Origin of the sequence: Microbacterium sp. NPDC057741, assembly GCF_042798735.1 — a bacterium.
Lineage (GTDB): Bacteria > Actinomycetota > Actinomycetes > Actinomycetales > Microbacteriaceae > Microbacterium.
In genome coordinates, this window is the sequence record NZ_JBHVJW010000003.1 from 360,927 (window position 1) to 379,846 (window position 18,920).

At 65.9% G+C, this 18,920-nt stretch carries 16 protein-coding genes; 13 read left to right on the forward strand and 3 right to left on the reverse strand.

Annotated features, from left to right (window positions below; all coding sequences use genetic code 11):
- Positions 1-126: 126 nt before the first annotated feature.
- On the reverse strand, positions 127-1,755 hold the full coding sequence (locus ACFVDO_RS12685) for an acyl-CoA dehydrogenase family protein (RefSeq protein WP_378859931.1): 1,629 nt from the start codon (positions 1,753-1,755) through the stop codon (positions 127-129).
- Positions 1,752-2,372, reverse strand: coding sequence for a TetR/AcrR family transcriptional regulator (locus ACFVDO_RS12690; RefSeq protein ID WP_378859932.1), 621 nt, complete (start codon positions 2,370-2,372; stop codon positions 1,752-1,754). The genes ACFVDO_RS12685 and ACFVDO_RS12690 overlap by 4 nt, the downstream gene beginning before the upstream one ends.
- A 121-nt stretch (positions 2,373-2,493) precedes the next feature.
- Here ACFVDO_RS12690 and ACFVDO_RS12695 point away from each other — a divergent pair, with 121 nt between their 5' ends.
- From ACFVDO_RS12695 to glmM, 6 genes are all read left to right on the forward strand, one after another.
- Complete coding sequence (locus ACFVDO_RS12695) at positions 2,494-4,002, forward strand: class I adenylate-forming enzyme family protein (RefSeq protein ID WP_378859933.1); 1,509 nt, start codon at positions 2,494-2,496, stop codon at positions 4,000-4,002.
- A gap of 38 nt (positions 4,003-4,040) precedes the next feature.
- Positions 4,041-4,922: a tRNA pseudouridine(38-40) synthase TruA gene (gene truA, locus ACFVDO_RS12700; protein WP_378859934.1), complete on the forward strand. Its 882-nt coding sequence runs from the start codon at positions 4,041-4,043 to the stop codon at positions 4,920-4,922.
- Positions 4,922-5,608, forward strand: a complete 687-nt coding sequence (locus tag ACFVDO_RS12705) for an endonuclease/exonuclease/phosphatase family protein (protein WP_378859935.1) — start codon at positions 4,922-4,924, stop codon at positions 5,606-5,608. Before truA ends, ACFVDO_RS12705 begins: the two co-directional genes overlap by 1 nt.
- A 181-nt stretch (positions 5,609-5,789) precedes the next feature.
- Complete coding sequence (gene rplM / locus ACFVDO_RS12710; protein WP_378859936.1) at positions 5,790-6,236, forward strand: 50S ribosomal protein L13; 447 nt, start codon at positions 5,790-5,792, stop codon at positions 6,234-6,236.
- 27 nt (positions 6,237-6,263) lie between these two features.
- Entirely contained in the window at positions 6,264-6,749 is a 486-nt protein-coding gene (rpsI, locus tag ACFVDO_RS12715) for a 30S ribosomal protein S9 (RefSeq protein ID WP_332837415.1), read from the forward strand.
- A 17-nt stretch (positions 6,750-6,766) separates the two neighbouring features.
- Positions 6,767-8,125, forward strand: a complete 1,359-nt coding sequence (gene glmM, locus ACFVDO_RS12720) for a phosphoglucosamine mutase (RefSeq protein WP_378859937.1) — start codon at positions 6,767-6,769, stop codon at positions 8,123-8,125.
- Between the two features lie 89 nt (positions 8,126-8,214).
- Here glmM and ACFVDO_RS12725 read toward each other — a convergent pair whose 3' ends face one another.
- The gene (locus ACFVDO_RS12725; protein ID WP_378857803.1) at positions 8,215-9,231 is read right to left on the reverse strand and encodes an LCP family protein; all 1,017 of its coding nucleotides are present in this window, start codon (positions 9,229-9,231) and stop codon (positions 8,215-8,217) included.
- Positions 9,232-9,261: 30 nt separating this feature from the next.
- Here ACFVDO_RS12725 and ACFVDO_RS12730 point away from each other — a divergent pair, with 30 nt between their 5' ends.
- From ACFVDO_RS12730 to ACFVDO_RS12760, 7 genes are all read left to right on the forward strand, one after another.
- Positions 9,262-11,328, forward strand: coding sequence for a polysaccharide biosynthesis protein (locus ACFVDO_RS12730; RefSeq protein ID WP_378857802.1), 2,067 nt, complete (start codon positions 9,262-9,264; stop codon positions 11,326-11,328).
- The gene (locus ACFVDO_RS12735) at positions 11,325-13,322 is read left to right on the forward strand and encodes an NAD-dependent epimerase/dehydratase family protein (protein WP_378857801.1); all 1,998 of its coding nucleotides are present in this window, start codon (positions 11,325-11,327) and stop codon (positions 13,320-13,322) included. The genes ACFVDO_RS12730 and ACFVDO_RS12735 overlap by 4 nt, the downstream gene beginning before the upstream one ends.
- Complete coding sequence (locus ACFVDO_RS12740; protein ID WP_378857800.1) at positions 13,319-14,485, forward strand: glycosyltransferase family 4 protein; 1,167 nt, start codon at positions 13,319-13,321, stop codon at positions 14,483-14,485. The genes ACFVDO_RS12735 and ACFVDO_RS12740 overlap by 4 nt, the downstream gene beginning before the upstream one ends.
- Positions 14,482-15,813 carry an O-antigen ligase family protein gene (locus ACFVDO_RS12745; RefSeq protein ID WP_378857799.1) on the forward strand — a complete coding sequence of 444 codons (1,332 nt, stop codon included), beginning with the start codon at positions 14,482-14,484 and terminating at the stop codon, positions 15,811-15,813. Before ACFVDO_RS12740 ends, ACFVDO_RS12745 begins: the two co-directional genes overlap by 4 nt.
- 19 nt (positions 15,814-15,832) lie before the next feature.
- Entirely contained in the window at positions 15,833-17,047 is a 1,215-nt protein-coding gene (locus tag ACFVDO_RS12750; RefSeq protein ID WP_378857798.1) for a lipopolysaccharide biosynthesis protein, read from the forward strand.
- An 88-nt stretch (positions 17,048-17,135) separates the two neighbouring features.
- Positions 17,136-17,948, forward strand: a complete 813-nt coding sequence (locus tag ACFVDO_RS12755) for a glycosyltransferase (RefSeq protein ID WP_378857797.1) — start codon at positions 17,136-17,138, stop codon at positions 17,946-17,948.
- A 111-nt stretch (positions 17,949-18,059) separates the two neighbouring features.
- Positions 18,060-18,920, forward strand: coding sequence for a nucleotidyltransferase family protein (locus ACFVDO_RS12760; protein ID WP_378886867.1), 861 nt, complete (start codon positions 18,060-18,062; stop codon positions 18,918-18,920).

The following is an 18,920-nucleotide window of genomic DNA, read 5'->3' on the forward strand; positions in this document are numbered from 1 at the left end:
CCGCGCGGTGCGGAGGCGGCCGATCCGCTCCGGGATGGGTTTCGTGGGTTCCGGCGCGTTTGACCGCCGAAACCCATCCTTGGACGGGGCACGGCCGCACGGCCGCGCGGCGGGCACCGGGCGGGGTCAGGCTCGGGCGGCGATCGCGGCGGCGTCGACGCCGGAGGGAAGCGCGCCGAACAGGGCGCCGGTCGCGAAACCCGATGACGGGCCAAGGCGCGATGCCACGAAGCCGTCGGCCACGGTCGCCGGCCCGTGCTGCACGAGCAGCGAGCCCTGCAGCGACAGGGCCAGCGCCGCGACCAGCTCGCGCGCGCGCAGCTCGGGCGACGGATCGGATGCCACGGCGCGGACCAGCGCGCGAGTGCGGTCGAGGTGCGAGTCGAGCCGGGTATCCGCTCCGCGCGCCAGCGAGACCTCGGCGTCGAACGCCTCGAATGCTCCCGGCTCGCGGCCGAGGGCGCGCAGCACGTCGAGCGCGATCACGTTTCCCGACCCCTCCCACACCGCCATCACCGGCTGCTCGCGGTACCGCATGGCGAGCGGGAAGTCCTCGGTGTAGCCGTTGCCGCCCAGGCACTCCAGCGCCTCTGCCGCGTGTGCCGGACCGCGCTTGCACGCCCAGTACTTCATCACGGCCGTGCCCAGCCGGGTGAACGCGACATCCTGCTCCGAGGCATCCGTGTCGTAGGCGCGGGCCAGCCGCAGCGCGGCGGCCGTGACCCCCTCGACCTCGAGCTGCAGGTCCGCGATGACGCCTGTCATCGCGGGCTGATCGAAGAGCATCCGCCCGAACGCGGCGCGGTGCCGGGCGTGCCACGAGGCCTCGGCGACAGCCTGGCGCATGCCGGCGAGCGACCCGAGGATGCAGTCCAGCCGGGTGTTCGTGACCATCTCGATGATGGTGCGCACCCCGCGTCCCTCCTCTCCGAGCAGATGCGCGACGGCACCCTCGTACTCGACCTCGCTGGACGCGTTCGACGCGTTGCCGAGCTTGTCCTTCAGACGCATGATGCGCATCTCGTTGCGGCTGCCGTCCTCGCGCAGCCGCGGAAGCAGGAAGCAGGACAGCCCGCCGGGCGCCTGCGCCAGCACGAGGAAGCCGTCCGACATGGGCGCCGAGCAGAACCACTTGTGTCCGGTGAGTTCGTACCGTCCCTCGCCGATCGGCACGGCGACGGTCGTGTTCGCGCGCACGTCAGAACCGCCCTGCTTCTCGGTCATCGCCATGCCGAACAGTGCGCCCTGTTTGCCGGGCACGAGGTCGGGCGAGTACGACCGTGACAGCAGGCGCGGCATCCACTCGGCGGCCAACGACGGATGCTGGGCGATCACCGGCGCGGCCGAGTGGGTCATCGACACCGGGCAGGCATGCCCCGGTTCGATCTGCGCGTAGAGCATGAACGATGCGGCGCGGGCGACGTTCGCCCCGGCGCGCGGATCGGCGAAGGCGCTGGTGTGCGCGCCGTCGGCGACGGCGGCGGAGATCACCCGGTGGTACGACGGGTCGTACTCGACCTCGTCGATGCGGTTGCCCCAGCGGTCATGCGTGTGCAGCTGCGGTTTGTTGCGGTTCGCGCGACGCGCGCCGGCCTGGAACTCGGCCGTCCCGACCCGGATGCCGGTGGCGTGCAGTCCCTCGTCGGCCCAGGCCGCGTCGTAGCGTGCGACGCCCTCGACGAGGGCGACGTTGGTCGCGTACTCGTCGACGTCTACCCGGGCGGGGGACTGGTTCAGGACCTCGTGCGTGCTCATGATTCCCTCTCGGTGCGGCTCTCGGGGGCGGCACCGACGGCGCGCAGGCAGAGTTCGGAGATCGCCGCGACCACGCCCTCCGGGTCGTCCTCCTCCGTCGTGACGGGCGTGAGCGGACCGGTCAGCGCCTCGCCGATCGCGCCGACGAGTCCGGCGGCGGTGATGCCCGGGTGCTGCGGGGCGAAAGAGCCGTCGCGCACGCCCTGCGTGACGATCTCGGTGAGGATGTCGGCGTAGCCGCGGCGGTAGGCGAGACGCTCCTCGTCGATGGCGCGGCCGACGGGCTCGGCCAGCAGCGCCCAGGCGAGACGGCCACCGCGCAGCGCGCGGGTGGCGAAGGTCTCGATGAGCACGAGCAGGCGGCCCGCGGCATCCGTCCGCTCCGAGGCGACGACCGCGTGGTCGACGGCGGCGAGCTCGGTGCCCGCGCAGCGCCGGAACACCTCGGCGAGCACGTCGTCGACGCCCTCGGCATAGCTGTAGAGCAGGCCGGCGCTCATGCCGGCGCGGGCGGTGACGGCCTTGACCGATGCCGCTCCGAATCCGGAGTCCCGCACGATCGCGGTGGCGGCCTCGATGAGATCCTCCCGGCGTCCTGCCTCGCGACGCTGTGCCATTCCGTGCTCCTTCGCTCGGTTCACATCCTGATTGAATCGTGATTCAATGATCGTATTGAATCACGATTCAACACCAGAGGCAATGCCGCCGAACACCCCGACACGACGACGTGAGGACCCGATGAACCTGACCTGGATGCTGGAGCGCTCCGCTCGCGCCTTCCCCGACAAGCCCGCGATCGTGTCCGACCTCGGCAGCCTCGACTACCGGCAGCTGCTGGCCGCCTCTCGCCGGGCCGCCGCAGTGTTCCGCGACGCCGGTGTGCGACCCGGCGATCGGGTCGGCGTGATGGCGTACAACACCCCGGCATTCGCCGTCGCGGCCTTCGGCCTCTGGCGCGCGGGCGCCGCGCTGGTGCCGGTGAACCACAAGTTCACCGCCCGCGAGGTCGCCTACGTCGCCGCGCACTCCGGTCTGAAGGTCGTCGTCGCCGACGTCGATCTGGCGGACCGAGTTCGCGAGGGCGCTCCGGATGCCCGAGTGCTGGCCATCGCCGATGACGGATCGGGTTCGTTCGATGTCGACGTTGCCGCGGCCCACGAGTGGGACGGCGTCGAGGTCGCCGGCGACCAGATCGCACAGGTGCTGTACACGTCGGGCACGACGAGCAGCCCTAAGGGATGCCTGCACACCCATGAGGGCCTGGCGAACGTGCCCGCGTACACGACCGCGGCGGTCGGTCTGCAGCGAGATGACCGGTTCCTGATCGCGATGCCGATCTGGCACGCCTCGCCCCTGAACAACTGGTTCCTGTCGATGATGTACCTCGGCGGCACAGCCGTGCTGCTGAAGGAGTACCACCCGGTGCAATTCCTGCAGACCGTGCAGCAGCACCGCGTCACGGCGTTCTTCGGTGCACCGATCGCCTACCTGGCGCCGCTCAAGGTGCTGCCCACGATCGGGAGGACCCTGGCCGACTTCGACCTCTCATCGATGCGACTGTGGGCCTACGGCGGCGCTCCGATGGGCGCCGACACCGTCCGTATGCTGCAGAAGGCATACGACACCGACGCGTTCTACCAGGTGTACGGCATGAGCGAGATGGGCCCTGTGGGCTCTGCGCTGTACCCCGCCGAGCAGATCGAGAAGGCCGGCTCGATCGGTGCCGGCGGCATGCCAGGCGTCGACATCCGCGTCGTGAACGCGGAAGGCGTCGATGCCACGGCCGACGAGGTCGGTGAGCTGTGGATGCGCTCCGCGACGCGGATGGCCGGCTATCAGGACGACGACGCCGCGACCGATGCCGTGTTCGAAGGTGACTGGTACCGAACGGGCGACCTCGCCAGGGCCGACGCCGACGGCTACCTGTTCATCGTGGACAGGCTGAAGGACGTCGTGATCACCGGCGGCGAGAACGTCTACTCGCCGGAGGTGGAAGAGGCCCTGCGGCGGCATCCGTCCGTCGTGGACGCCGCGATCGTCGGCCGACCGCACGGAGATTGGGGCGAGACAGTGGTGGCCGTCGTCGAAGCATCCGGCGACCTTTCGCTCGACGAGGTTCGCGGCTTCCTGAGCGAGCATCTGGCGAAGTACAAGATCCCGCGCGAGCTGATCGTGCGCGAGGCGCTGCCGCGCAATCCGTCCGGCAAGGTGATGAAGCACGTGCTGCGGGCGGAGCTCACCGCATAGAGGGGTGAGTGGCGGTCCGCGCGCCGTACCCTTGAACCGTGCGCATCCGTCTCGACATCGCCTATGACGGCACCCATTTCCGGGGCTGGGCGAAGCAGCCCGGCCTGCGCACCGTGCAGGGCACGCTGGAGGACGCGCTGACGCGCATCGTCGGCTCCGACGCGCAGCTCGTGGTCGCCGGTCGCACGGATGCCGGTGTGCATGCATCCGGTCAGGTCGCGCACGTCGACCTCGACGAATCGCAGTACGCCAGGCTGCAGTCGCGGCACGGCCGCGCAGCCGACGATCCCGCCGGCTCGCTCGCGCACCGGATGCGGGGCGCCCTCGGCGCCTATCCTGATGCCACGGTCACCCGCACCGCTCTCGCTCCCGAGGGCTTCGACGCACGGTTCTCGGCAGTGTGGCGCCGGTACCGGTACCGGCTCGCCGACGCGACCGGCGGCTACGACCCGATGCGACGGCACGACACGACAGCGGTCAAGGGCACGCTGGACGCGCAGCGGATGGATGCCGCGGCGCAGACTCTGATCGGGCTGCACGACTTCGCGGCCTACTGCAAACCCAGAGAAGAGGCCACGACCATCCGCACCCTGCTCGACTACCGCTGGGCGCGCGACGACCACGGCGTGCTGATCGCCGAGGTAAAAGCCGACGCGTTCTGCCACAGCATGGTGCGCGCCCTGGTCGGCGCGTGCGCGGCGGTGGGCGAGGGGCGGCTCGACGTCGGCGACGTGGTGCGGCTGCGCGAGGAGCTCACCCGCACGAGCGCGTTCAAAGTGCTCGCCGCTCGCGGGCTGAGTCTCACCGAGGTCGGCTACCCCGCGGACGAGCTGCTGGCGTCCCGTGCCGAGCAGACGCGCGGGCGTCGGAGCCTGCCCGCAGACAGGCTCAGTGACGCGGAGGAAAGGGGTCACGGATGATGACGATCATCTCCTACAACCTGCGCAAGCACGCGGCCGCGCACGAGCTCGAGGCGCTCGTCGCCGAGCACACGCCCGATCTGCTGTGCCTGCAGGAGGCCGATGTCGAGGCACTGCCCGAGAATCTCGGCGGCATGACCCTCGCGCACGCGACCGCGGGCAACCGGCTCGGCATCGCGGTGTTCTACCGGCCCGACATGTACCGGGCGACCGATGTCCGCACGATCACTCTGAAGAAGTCCCTGCACGACCGCATCGCGCGGCCGGCGCACGAGCGGGTGGTCGCGGTGCGGCTGCATGACATCGACGACGGGTACGAGTTCATCGCGGCGTCGTTCCACGCCGCACCCCTGACCGCACTGAACTCGCTGCGCCGGCATCAGATCCGAGCCGCTCTGGCCGAGCTCGATCAGATGGGCCGCGGGCTGCCGGTGCTGATGGTGGGGGACTACAACTACCCCGTGTTCAAGGAGAACCTGGGCGCGACGATCCGCGAGCACGGCTACATGCTGACGCTCAGCGACGAGCACACCTACACGCGGTACCGGGTGTTCCGCGGGCACTACGACTTCGCGACATCCGTGGGGTTCCGAGTCGACAAGGTGCACACGCTGCCGCAGGGCGTGAGCGATCACCGCCCGATCCTGATCACCGCGACCCGCGCGACGGCGTCGCGCGCGCACTGACCGTTTTGCATACAGGGGTTCGGATGCCGTAGGCTGACCCTTTGGTGCCTGTCATCGGTGTGTCCGTTGGCAGGTACGACGAACGTGAGCCCTCCACTGGCGTGTTCCCCTCCTTGAGGGAAACCACCCCGGAGCGGGATTCACGAACCTCTCCGTTCGAATCTAAGAAAGCAGCACTATCGTGACGCGCACTTACACCCCCAAGGCTGGCGAAGCCCAGCGCGATTGGGTCGTCATCGACGCCACTGACGTCGTTCTCGGCCGCCTGGCCTCGCACGCCGCCGCACTCCTGCGTGGCAAGCACAAGCCGACCTTCGCGAACCACATCGACTCGGGTGACTTCGTCATCATCGTGAACGCCGAGAAGGTGGCGCTCACCGGTCAGAAGCTCCAGAAGAAGATCGCCTACCGTCACTCGGGCTACCCGGGCGGCCTCAAGGCGACCACCTACTCCGAGCTTCTCGAGAAGAACCCGGTCCGCGCCGTGGAGAAGGCCGTCCGCGGCATGCTCCCGAAGAACAAGCTGGGCGCTCAGCAGCTGCTGAAGCTGAAGGTCTACGCCGGTGCCGAGCACCCGCACTCCGCGCAGCAGCCCACGCCGTACACCCTCGACCAGGTCGCCCAGTAAGCGCCGTTTCTCACTAAGGACATACTCGTGGCTGACATCCAGGACTCCACCGAATTCCCGCAGAACTTCACCACCTCGACTCCTGAGTCCGAGGTCGTCGAGACCGCCGCTCCGCGCGTTCTCAGCGTCCCCGGCGCAGCAGTGGGCCGTCGCAAGCAGGCCATCGCCCGCGTGCGCCTCGTCCCCGGCTCCGGCGTGATCACGGTCAACGGCCGTACTCTCGAGGACTACTTCCCGAACAAGCTGCACCAGCAGCTGATCACCGACCCGTTCACGGTTCTGAACCTCACCGGCGCCTACGACGTCATCGCCCGCATCTCGGGTGGCGGCGACTCCGGCCAGGCCGGCGCTCTGCGTCTGGGCATCGCCCGTGCGCTGAACGAGATCGACGCCGAGAACAACCGCCCGACCCTGAAGAAGGCCGGCTTCCTCTCGCGCGACGCCCGCGTCATCGAGCGCAAGAAGGCCGGTCTCAAGAAGGCCCGCAAGGCTCCTCAGTACTCGAAGCGCTGATCCGCGCAGTTCCCTCTATGGCACTGTTCGGTACAGACGGCGTGCGGGGTCTCGCCAATGGCGAGACCCTCACCGCCGGACTTGCGCTCACCCTGGCCCAGGCGACTGCTGTCGTCCTGGGCCAGGGCCGTATTGCCGAGGCTCGCAAGGCCGCCGGCAAACGCCTCACCGCCGTGGTCGCACGCGACCCGCGCATCTCGGGGCACTTCCTCAGCGCCGCAGTCGAGGCGGGGCTGGCCTCGTCGGGCGTCGACGTGCTGGATGCCGGTACGCTGCCGACGCCGGCCGCCGCGTTCCTGATCTCCGACATCGACGCCGACTTCGGCGTGATGATCTCGGCATCGCACAACCCTGCGCCCGACAACGGCATCAAGATCTTCGCCCGTGGCGGAGTGAAGCTGCCCGACGTCGTCGAGCAGCGCATCGAAGAGGCGATGGCCGGACCCAAGCTCGAGCCGACGGGCTCCGAGGTGGGTCGCGTGAGCCGCTTCTCGGATGCCGAGGACCGTTACGTCCTGCACCTGCTGGGCTCGCTGCCGCATCGTCTGGACGGCCTGCACGTCGTGCTGGACTGCGCCAACGGCGCGGCATCCGGTGCCTCGCCCGAGGCGTTCCGCACCGCGGGCGCGAAGGTGACTGTGATCGGCGCCGACCCGGACGGCATCAACATCAACGACGGCGTGGGCTCGACCCACCTCGACAAGCTGGCCGCCGAGGTCGTGCGCGTCGGGGCCGACGTCGGCATCGCGCACGACGGCGACGCCGACCGCTGCCTGGCCGTGGACGCCGACGGCAACATCGTCGACGGCGACCAGATCATGGCGATCCTCGCGGTGTCGATGAAGCAGCGCGGCAAGCTCAAGGACGACACGCTCGTCGCCACTGTGATGAGCAACCTGGGCCTGCACGTCGCGATGCGCGAGCACGGCATCACGGTGCGGCAGACCGCCGTCGGCGACCGCTACGTGCTCGAGGACATGAACGCCAACGGCTTCTCGCTGGGCGGCGAACAGTCCGGTCACGTGATCATGAGCGACTTCGCCACCACCGGCGACGGCGTGCTCACCGGCCTGCACATCGTGGCCGAGATGGCGCGCACCGGGAAGACGCTCGCCGAGCTGGCATCCGTCATGACCGTGTACCCGCAGGTGCTCGTGAACGTGAAGGGCGTCGACAAGAACCGCGTCGACGACGAGAGCGTGATCGCCGCCGTGCGCGACTGCGAGGAGGTGCTCGGCGACACCGGCCGCGTGCTGTTGCGCGCGTCGGGCACCGAGCCGCTCGTGCGCGTGATGGTCGAGGCAGCGGATGCCGAGACGGCACGCCTGCACGCCGACAAGCTGGCTGTCGTGGTCAAGGAGCGCCTCGCGCTCTGACCGGCACAGCGAAAGGGTGGCCCCTCCGTGTGGAGGGGCCACCCTTTCGGTCGTTGAGCGGGACGAAACGCCTACTGGTCAGTGAGCACTCACTTGTGGGTTGAGGCGTACGCCGGCACCGTGTCGTTCTTCAGCGCATCCGACAGCGCGCGCAGACCGTCCCAGTCGGGAACGACGATCGACTGGTCGCCGACCGTGCCGGTGCCCTTGGTCGGCGAGGTGAGGAACAGGATGTCGTCCGCGCGGACGTCCTTCAGCTCGAGGCCGAGCTGCGCGGCGACCTGTGCGGTCAGGCCGGCGTCGACGGCCAGGAACTTCGAGATGGCGCCGACGGAGTCAGCGATGCGCGCCGGGTTGGTCAGCGTGTCCTTGCTGATCAGCTTGGCGACGAGGCCCTTTACGAAAGCCTGCTGGTTGCGCACACGCTGGTAGTCGCCGTCCGTGAACGGGTAGCGGGCGCGGACGTAGTCGAGCGCCGCGTCCCCCTCGACGGTGATCTGCCCCTGAGCGAAGTGCTCCCCGCGGGAGCTGAAAGCGATCTGGTTGTTCAGGGTCACTCCGCCGACCGCTTCGGAGAGGCCCTTGAAGCCCTCGAAGTCGACGATGGCGACGTGATCGATCGGCACGTCGAGGATTCCCTCGACCGTCTGCACCAGAAGCGGCACGCCGCCGAACGACAGTGCGGCGTTGATCTTGTTCTCACCGTGACCGGGGATAGGCACCCAGTTGTCGCGCATGATCGAGGTCACCTGCACGCCGGAACGATCCGACGGGATGTGCACGAGCATGATCGTGTCGGAGCGCTGGCCGCGGAGGTCCTTGACGTTCTTGCCCATCGTGCCGCGGGTGTCGGATCCGAGCAGCAGGATGTTGGTGGCATCCGGGTGGGCGGCGGGGGCGGTCGGCCGCGTCGACGGAGCGGGGAACACCTGCGCGTCTGGCAGCTTCTCGGCCTGGTCGTACAGCGACGACAGATGGCCCAGATAGACGGCGCCTGCCACGGCAGCAGCGACGAAGACCCCCAGCACCGTGAACACGATGACCCACGGCCAGCGACGGCGGTGGGTGCGCTCAGGCACCTCTTCGGGCGCAAAGATATCGGTCACCCTGTCATTGTGGCGGACTCCGCTGTAAGGATGCCCGGCGTCGGTTCCCCGGCGAACGAAGGACAGGAGTCGAGGCAAAGGATTTCGCTTCACCTGTACCGGGTGAATTTGCGTAACACCGCTGCCGAATTCGTCGCCGCCTGTGGGAAAATCATCGGGGTGCGTAACGCCCGGTTGGGAGGCCGGCGAGTCGGGGCGCGCCTTGAGAGGGTGAAAATGGCGTGGGATGATCATCTCCGGGGGGAAAACGAGACGGATGGCGTGAAGGTATCTGTGCAACAGCGCAGGCGTCGCTCTTTGGTTGCGGCGGCTGACGGCCTCATCTGGATCGTCGGGATGGTCTTCGCGGTGGCTCTGCGCCTCGAGTTCACCATGCCCGTGATCGGCTGGGCGGCCACGATCGGGCTGGGCATCGTCGCGGCGGTCATGCAGCTGGTGATCGGCTACTCGCTGGCGCTCTACCGCGGTCGCTACCCGTACGGATCGTTCGACGAGGTCAAGGTCCTCGGGTGGACCGTCGCGGGCATCGCGGTCTTCCTCTCGCTGTTCGTCATCCCGTTCGGCAACATGTTCCACGTTCCTCGCGGTACCGTCCTGCTCGCTGCTCCGTTCGTGCTGGTCGTGATGTTCGGCATCCGCTATGTGGCTCGCGCGACGGTCGATCGCTCGCGCAAGCCGGCCGACGACGCCGAGCCCACGCTGATCGCAGGGGCCGGCTATCTGGGCGACCGTCTGCTGCACTCGATCATCACGGACCCGTTGTCGCCCATCCGGCCGGTGGGACTGCTCGACGACGACCCCGCGAAGAAGCACCTGGTGCTGCGCGGGGTTCCGGTGCTCGGTCGCACGGCCCAGTTGGCCGCAGTGGCGCAGGAGACCGGCGCTAGGCGCGTGATCATCGCTATGGGCAGTGCCGACAGCGTGCAGCTGCGCGAGTGGAGCGATCAGGCGGATGCCGCTGGGCTCAAGGTCTCGGTCACGCCCAGCCTGACCGACATGATGCTCGACCCGACGGGCATCGACGTGCGAGACATCGAGATCGAGGATCTCATCGGGCGGCACCCGGTCGACACGAATGTCGAGCTGATCGCGGGGTACGTCGCTGGCAAGCGTGTGCTGGTGACCGGCGCGGGCGGGTCGATCGGCTCGGAGCTGTGCCGGCAGTTGTCCAAGTTCGGACCGTCCGAGCTGATCATGCTCGACCGCGATGAGACCGGATTGCAGATGGCACAACTGGGCACGGCCGGGCACGGGCTGCTCGACACGAAGGACGTGGTGCTGGCCAACATTCGCGATGTCGATGTGCTGAACGAGATATTCGAGGACCGTCGGCCCGAGGTCGTGTTCCACGCTGCGGCGCTGAAGCACCTGCCCATGCTCGAGCAGTATCCGGATGAGGCGTGGAAGACCAACGTGATCGGTTCGCTGAACGTGATTCGCGCGGCGATGAGCGTGGGCGTGACCCACTTCGTGAACGTGTCGACCGACAAGGCGGCGAACCCGACAAGTGTGCTGGGGCATTCGAAGAGAGTGGCGGAGAAGCTCACCGCGTGGGCGGGCCGGCAGACCGGCATGCACTACGTGTCGGTTCGGTTCGGCAATGTGATTGGAAGTCGCGGTTCGATGCTGCCGACTTTCCAGACGCTGATCGCGGCGGGCGGACCGATCACCGTGACCCATCCGGATGCCACGCGATATTTCATGACGATCCCTGAGGCGTGCCAACTGGTGATCCAGGCGGGTGGCATCGGCCGTTCCGGCGAGGTGCTCATCCTTGACATGGGCGAGCCGGTGTCGATCCTCGAAGTGGCGAAGCGCATGATCAGGATGTCGGGGAAGAGGATCGAGATCGTGTTCACCGGTCTGCGGCAGGGCGAGAAACTGCATGAGGACCTGGTGGGGGATCGTGAGACGTTGGAGCGACCGTTCCACCCGAAGATCTCCCATACGCATGCTGAGGTGATCAGTCCGGATCGTCTGAACAAGGCCGGATGGAAGGCGCGCATGGCCGACGAGCCCGACACCCATGCGACGGTAGTCGGCCGGAGCCGGATCTCTGTCACTGCGGTCGGGTCAAGCGACGAGGCCTCTCGGTGACGGCGAGCCTTGCTGAGATCACCGCCGCAGTGTTCGGCGTCAGCATCCTGGCGCCGTTTGTGTTCCGCCCCATTCTGCGCCGTTGGGGAGTCGTCGATCAGCCGAACCAGCGCTCGTCGCATACGACGGACACTCTGCGCGCCGGAGGCCTTGCCCCGCTAACCGGTTGGATTGTAGGTGGCACCATTACGGCCAGCGTGCTCCCTGAGGATGCCGCCTTCGTGACCATCGCGGTGGCGACCGCCGTCGCACTCGCGCTCCTGGGCCTCATCGACGATCTCAAGACGCTTCCAGCCGCCCCTCGCCTCGGCGCCCAGGTGGTGATCGGCGTCGGCGCCGCCATTGCCGGGGCCACCGTAGTCGGGGTATCCCCATGGTGGGCTGTTCCACTGGGATCACTGTTGATCGTCGGATACGTCAACTCAGCGAATTTCATGGATGGGATCAACGCGCTCTCCAGCCTGCACGGCATGGTCGTGGGGTGCGCCTTCGTCGCGGCGGGTACGCTCACGGGGACTACCTGGCTGAGCGCCCTTGGGGCGGTGATCGCCGCGGCCTTCTTCGCGTTCCTCCCCTGGAATCTGCGGACGCCAGGCTTGTTCCTGGGGGATGTGGGCAGTTATCTGCTCGGCGGATCAGTCGCTGTGGTTGCGATGCTGGCTTTGTACGTCGGCGTGCCCGCGCTCCTGATCCTGCCGCCGTTGGCAGTTCATATCTCCGACACCGCTACGACCGTTCTGCGGCGCACAATGCGGGGCGAGAGAGTAACGGCTCCTCACCGCACGCATGCTTACCAGCGGCTGCTAGACACAGGCCTCTCCCACATCAGCGCTGCAATCCTCGTCACTCTGTTCGCCATCGTGAATACGGGCGTCGGCGTCGCCGTCTGGTCCGCCGGATGGCCACCGTGGATCGGATGGGCGACGGTTCTGGTCGTTTGCGTGATCTATCTGTGGATCCCTCGCTGGAGGGGATCTCGCCTGTCTGAGACGACGCTCATCGTCCCTCTCGCTCCCGAAGTTCGAGATGCGTCGGCCTCGCCGAGCTTAGGCGCGGAGCGCTGGGCAGTCGTGGGTGCGAGCGGTTTCGTGGGGTCTGCGGTCGTGGTGCATCTCCGCGCCATTGGGGTCGAGGTCGTGGAGATTCCCGCACCCCGGCTGGCCGTGGACTTCGCGGTCGCTGCTGACCCCGAGGCAATTGTCGATGTGGCGCGTCGGCATGTGGAGACGCCTCTGCTGGCGAATTCCCTGGCTGGAGCAGATGTGGTCGTGAATGCGGCCGGGATGGCTGCTCCGGACTCGGCGGCGAGCAGAGAGCTCTACGGGGCGAATACCCTTCTACCGGCCGTCGTGGCAAGTGCTGCATGCGAAGTCGGAGTCAGTCGGCTCATCCACTTGAGTTCGGCCGCTGTGCAGGGACGCCGGGACAGGATAGATGCCGGCGTGGAGGTGGCGCCGTTTTCGGCCTATTCGCACTCCAAGGCGCTGGGGGAGCGCGCTCTGCTCAGGCACGCCGCACAACTGGAGACGAACACCGTTGTCATCCTTCGAGCGACCTCCGTGCAGGGACCTGGACGTGCGACAACCGAACGCCTGATCCGATTGGCGCGGTCGCCGCTGGCGAGCGTCGCTGCTCCCGGAACCGCACCGTCGATCACGAGCAGCATTACCGGTCTGGTCGTGACCATCGCTGACCTGGGCGACCTGACGAGCGCTGTCCCGGGCCTCGTGCTGCAACCTTGGGAGGGTCTCACGACATCGCGCGTCCTTGAGGCGGCAGCCCCGGAGCACAAGGCTGCCATACTGCCCAGATGGCTTTGCAGGTTTTCCGTCATTACGGGCTTCGCGGTCAGCAAGGTTGTCCCGCGTTTCACCGGGTTGACGCGGCGCGTCGAAGTGATGTGGTTCGGACAGTCCCAGCAACCGGGATGGCAGCAACCGGAAGTGGTTGAGGAGTCCGCAGAATTGTTGAGAATTCTGGGAGGCGGAAGGTGAGCCCGAGCGAGGGCGCACGCCGCTCTGTAGTGTTCGGGGTCACCATCGACTACCAACTTCGATATCACGATGGTCTTTATCAGCGCCTCGCGGACGATGGCTGGGAAGTTCATCTCATCGCTGGTCCCGGGCCCATCGGAGACCGCCTTAGCACCTACCGGGGGATCTTCGTGCATCGAATGCAGATGGCGCGCAATCCCGACCCCGTGGTTGATCTGCGATCGCTCGTGCATTGGGTAAGACTCTTACGCTCCATTCGCCCGCAGGCGGCCGTGGCCGGCACGCCGAAAGCCGGCCTACTGGGAACGATCGCCGCGCGACTCACGGGCGTGCGGTCGCGAATCTACGAACTGCATGGTCTGCGACTTGAAAGTTCCTCCGGCGGGCTGCGCCGAATGCTCCTAGCCATGGAGAAGTTCGCCTGCTGGGCCGCGAGCGACGTACTAGCGGTCAGCCCATCGCTTCGTGCTCGCGCTATCGCCGAGCGGGTAGTCCCATCGAACAAGGTCCGAGTTCTCGGCGACGGAAGCCCGAACGGCGTGGATGTGCGACGATTCGCGGGCGCGAGCGCGGATTCGGAAGCTCGTGCGGCGACCCGTGCTGTCCTGGGACTCCCGATCAACGCTCCCGTCGTGACTTTCGTAGGACGGCTCACCGCAGACAAGGGACTGGACGCCCTCACCGTTGCGATGGCGGGGCTGGAGGAAGATTTGCCCGCTGCACATCTGCTCATCGTGGGCGCCGCGGATGATGAATCGGGTGCACTTGGTCTGGATAGGTTGCGCTCTACTCTGACGAGAGTGACGTTCGCCGGGGAAGTAGAGGACGTCGCCCCATACTTGGCGATCACGGATGTGCTCTGCCTGCCCAGCCGTAGGGAGGGACTGCCCACGGTCGTTCTCGAAGCGTTCGCAGCCGGGGTGCCGGTCGTCGCGACTGAAGCGACGGGGATCATCGACCTGGTTAGAGACGGTGAAACTGGATTCCTCGTGCCGATCGATGACGGCAGAGCGCTCGGCCGCGCACTGGCGCGCGCGCTCAAAGAGCGGGCGACCACGCGCGCGATCGTTCGACGGGCGCGCGACGAGGTCGGGAGGCGCTACGCCGAGGAGACCGTGCAGCGTCGATGGAAGCACGAGCTGGAAGCGGCGATCAGCCGATGACGCAGAGCAACGCGGCCTTCAAACCCTCCCTCATCGCGTTCCTTCTCGCAGTCATGGCTGCGGCGCTCAACCAATCGGGCGTCATCGCGGGCGTCAATCTGTCGATCGCCGACCCGCTCGTGCTCATCTGTCTGCTTCTGCTCATCATCGAGCAGAAGGTTCGAATCCCTCCGCGTGCTCTATTGTTCTTCAGTGTGGTTCTCGCGACCACCACCCTGACAGCGGTTTGCCTCACCCCGAGTCGATTCGGCACGATCGTCGATGACTCGGCGATCGCCTCGGACGCGTTGAAGCTCGCTACGTCCTTCCTCTATCTCATTGTTGGATATAGTGCGGCCGCGCACGGTCTGGCCCGAACCATCGTCCGTTGGTTCGCGTTCGGGGCGACGACGGTCGCACTCGTCGGTATCGTCACGTCAGTGGCGGGGATCCATCAGTTCGACCAGGCCCTGTATTACGGAGGAATTCGCTACCGCGGGTTGATGAACGACCCAAACTATTTCTCTGTCCTCGCCTGCGCAGCCATCGCATATTTCGTTCGTGACAAGCGGGTCAATCGTGTGTCACGAACACTGTGCGTATTGGTCTTAGTATGTTCGATCCTGCTATCCGGCTCGAAGACCGGGTTTATCGCGCTGTTGCTTCTGACAGCCGTTCTCCTCTTCGAGTACATCTGGATCCAGCGGCGATCGGGCTTCCTCGCCACGATGCTCGTGCTCGCCTGCATCGTGGTCGCCCTGTTTTGGAACGACATCGCGGCAGCCGTGTTCCGTCTGAGCGCGTCACACGGGGCGCAGCTTCCGCAGCTGTCGCGAGTAGCCGAGCTCTTCGACGATTCTCTTGCGGCGACAGCACAAGGCGGCTCCAACCGCGATGCGGTATGGAGCAACGCCCTCAGCGTGATGGAGTCCAGTCCGCTGCTCGGCGTCGGAATCGGGTCCTACACGGCCGTCACCGCGCAAGTCTTCGGGCAGGCGGCGCTGGCTCACAACACGTACTTGCAGCTCGCCTCAGAGTGGGGGATGCCGTTGGCGGTCCTGTTCTTCGGATGGCTGATCGTCCAGATCGTGCGAGGTACCGTGGTCGGTTACCGGGCGCAGTCAACCGACATGCTGATGCTGCGGGACATGCTCCTCGTGTTCGCGATCGGATCATTCGGCCTGTCGCTCAATAATGCACGGATGTTCTGGCTGTTCCTCGGCGCCATGATGCTTCTCCTCCAACAGCAGACGCTGGTCGCCCGATGGGATGCAGGCGAAACTGGGGGTTCGGTCGGACGCGCTGGAAGCAGATTGTCGGTGGCGCCGCCCCACAAGGACACCACCTGATGTCAGTTCGGAGCGCGGTGTGAGAAGCCCATCGAATTACCTCATTCTCTCTAGCGTCATCAGATATATCTCGCAATTTTCGCTCACGTTCATCTTTGCCCACCTGTTCGGAGTGGATGCGGTGGGGGAATACGCTCTTGCGCTGGCGGTCGTTTCTCCGTTCTATGTCCTCGCGGGGTGGGGTCTTCGTAACCTGGTTCTGACCTTCTCGAAGGACGTTTCTCTCCGCACGTATGAGTTCGTTCGGAACCTGTTGACGACGGTCGCGTTCATCCTCGTGGCCGCGGCCGCAGCCTTCTTCGTGCGGGAGCACTTTCTCGTCGTCGTTCTCGTCGCAATCATGAAGGTCCCCGACGCCTACGCGGACTTCGCCAGTGGCTATCTGCAACGGGCAGCGGAGTATTCCCGCATTGCCGTGATCGCCGTCGCTAACGCAGCGATGACGGTGGTCCCCGCCTTTGTGATCGGCTTCTACTCTCGGGACCTGGTCGTCACGCTCTTGGTAACCGCCGCAGTTTTGATTACGACGACGGCGATCATGATCCCATGGGCACTACGGCTCGCAGTGTCTGCGGAAGCGCGTTCGGTGCCTGTGGACGGTACGGACATCAGACTTGTTCTTCGCGCTGGATTTCCTCTGGCATTTGCGGCTGCGGCATCCATGTTGCTGCAGACCGTCCCGCAGTACACGCTGGCGGTGAGCGATGGAGCAGCGGAGGTTGGCTTGTTCGCCGTCGTGATGTATCTGACATTCTTTTCGGAGATTGTCCTGAACGGTCATGCCCAAGCATGGATACCCACCGCCCGGCGCCTTCGAGCAGAAGGCCGAGAACAGCTCACCGTGGGAGCAGCAGTTCGCGCCGGGAGGGCTACCGCCCTCGTCGTCGCGCTCATCTCTGGCGCTGCCATCGTCGGTGCCTACTTCCTCTATCCAGTGTTCCTCGGCCCGTTCTTCTCGATCCAGCCGGGGTTCGTGCTCCCCCTCCTCGTTATCGCCTGTTGTCAGCCCTCGCTCTTCTTCATCAGCACTGCGCTTTCCGTCCACAACAACTACGGCAGGCAGTTGACCGGATCCGCGATTGCTCTGGCGGTCGCGATTCTCTCTGGCCTTATCTTGATCCCTCAGCTTGCGACGACCGGGGCGCTATGGGCATATGCAATCGGAGTGCTGGTGAGGACTGGGATTTCGGCATGGCAGTTGCGTGCGAGTTCTCGTGTGAGTGCCCGCCCATAGGGTCTCCCGCGAAGGGCGAGGTCGGGGCGTGCGGCTACGTTAGGACGTATCCTGGGTCATCGGTAGGAGAAGCCATGAAAGGGGACTTGTGGAAGCCCAGCTCGTGACGGTGCTCATGGCGGAGTACAACACGCCACCTGTGCTGCTGCGGACTGCAATCGAATCGGTGCTCGCCCAGTCGGAGCGACGATTCGAGCTTCTGATCGTAGACGATGGGTCCTCGACAGATGTGCGGTCCGTTGTCGATGAGCTCGACGACGACAGGATTCGAGTTGTCGGTTATGAAGAGAACCGCGGCCTTGTCGAGGCGCTGAACTACGGCCTTTCCTTTGCACGCGGCGAGTTCATCGCGCGCATGGACACGGATGATCGCGCTGAGCCGGACTATCTGGAGTCTGTGCTTGCCGAGTTTGCTCATTTTCCGGATTTCGCCGTCGTCTCGGGGCAAGCTCGAGAGGTATCGGATACGGGTGCGACCGCAATCCTCGGTCAGCCAGGTGAAATCACGCCGAAATTGTTGATGCGCGGGAGGGCACCGATTCATCCGGCGACGATCATTCGGCGTCGTGCTATCGAAGCCGTCGGAGGGTACAAGAATTACTACCGGGCCGAGGACTTGGCGCTCTGGTGTGAGCTTCTCCTCGCGGGTTATCGTCTACGAATTCTTGAGAATATCGTCTGCAATTATCGCGTAACAATAGACGATTATCGCAAGCGACGCCTTTGGAAGCGTCGCGATGAGATTCGAGTACGCCTGCGTTACTATCCACAACTGGGCGCCGGGCCGGTCGAATATCTGCGCGTTGTGAAGTCTGTGGTTAGCGGACTCTTGCCCGTCGGCATGGTGCGCCTAATTCGCTCAAGAATATACCGGGCCTCGATCAAGGAAGATGCAGCGTGATCACATGATTGCCGGGAAACGCGTGCCCGATCAGCGCGATGAGCCACGCGAGGTAAGAAGCCCATGACGAGGCATCTGAGCGTGCCCGAGGCCACTGCTCTCGCTCACTCGATGGTCGCTACTCTGGCGAGCGCCAGTGGAATCCGCACGCTTTCCATCAAAGGCCCTGTTGCTGACCACTACCGATTTCGGGCTCCCCGAATAGCCGCTGACGCTGACATCCTGGTAGAACCGAGGGGATTCGGTCTGCTGTGCTCGCTCCTCGAAGCGCGTGGGTGGCATCAGCGGGTTGGCCGTGCTACTCCGTCACTACTCCCGCAGCATTCTCTTACATATGTGCATGCGGAATGGCCATGTGACCTCGATCTGCATTGTGCTTTCCCCGGGTTCTTCGGAAGACCAGATGCGACGTTTGAAGCCTTGTGGTCGGGGCGGAGTACGCTCAGCATCGGTAACAGGGATGTGTCCGTCCCGTCCAGGACCTCAGCTGCGCTGATTGGCGTACTGCATGCGCTGCGAACCGCCGGTTCCCGTCGTCATGAGACCGAGATGGCGGCCATAGCTCAGATCGCCCTGACGCAGTTCTCCGATGCGGAACGCGGAGAGCTCTGGCGTCTGGCGAAGGCGGGTGGGGCGACCTGGACGGCGGAGGACCTTCTCTTGCAGTTGGGATTCAGCGCGTCGGCATCCGATGCCACGGAGCATGACAAGCGAATGTGGACGCTGCACCGTACCTACATCGGCGACGGATCCACTGTGAGCTGGTGGGAGGAGCTGAGGAGTGCTCCGTGGAATGTGAAGCCGGCCCTGCTCGTCAGGGCTCTATGGGTCCCGCGAGCCGATATCCCGCGTAATGACCCCAAGCGGATTCCGAGTCGCGCGGAGGCTCGCTCGTACCGGATCAGACGATGGATTCGCGGGGGGCGAGCGATGATGGTCTATGCGTCGCGACGCGGAGAACGACGGGGGTGA

What these genes read in the sequence shown, in the direction of transcription:
- ACFVDO_RS12685 (WP_378859931.1), bottom strand. Translation starts at nt 1,755, where the DNA reads ATGAGCACGCACGAGGTCCTGAACCAGTCCCCCGCCCGGGTAGACGTC.
- ACFVDO_RS12690 (WP_378859932.1), bottom strand. Translation starts at nt 2,372, where the DNA reads ATGGCACAGCGTCGCGAGGCAGGACGCCGGGAGGATCTCATCGAGGCC.
- ACFVDO_RS12695 (WP_378859933.1), top strand. Translation starts at nt 2,494, where the DNA reads ATGAACCTGACCTGGATGCTGGAGCGCTCCGCTCGCGCCTTCCCCGAC.
- ACFVDO_RS12705 (WP_378859935.1), top strand. Translation starts at nt 4,922, where the DNA reads ATGACGATCATCTCCTACAACCTGCGCAAGCACGCGGCCGCGCACGAG.
- glmM (WP_378859937.1), top strand. Translation starts at nt 6,767, where the DNA reads ATGGCACTGTTCGGTACAGACGGCGTGCGGGGTCTCGCCAATGGCGAG.
- ACFVDO_RS12730 (WP_378857802.1), top strand. Translation starts at nt 9,262, where the DNA reads ATGCCCGGCGTCGGTTCCCCGGCGAACGAAGGACAGGAGTCGAGGCAA.
- ACFVDO_RS12745 (WP_378857799.1), top strand. Translation starts at nt 14,482, where the DNA reads ATGACGCAGAGCAACGCGGCCTTCAAACCCTCCCTCATCGCGTTCCTT.
- ACFVDO_RS12760 (WP_378886867.1), top strand. Translation starts at nt 18,060, where the DNA reads ATGGTCGCTACTCTGGCGAGCGCCAGTGGAATCCGCACGCTTTCCATC.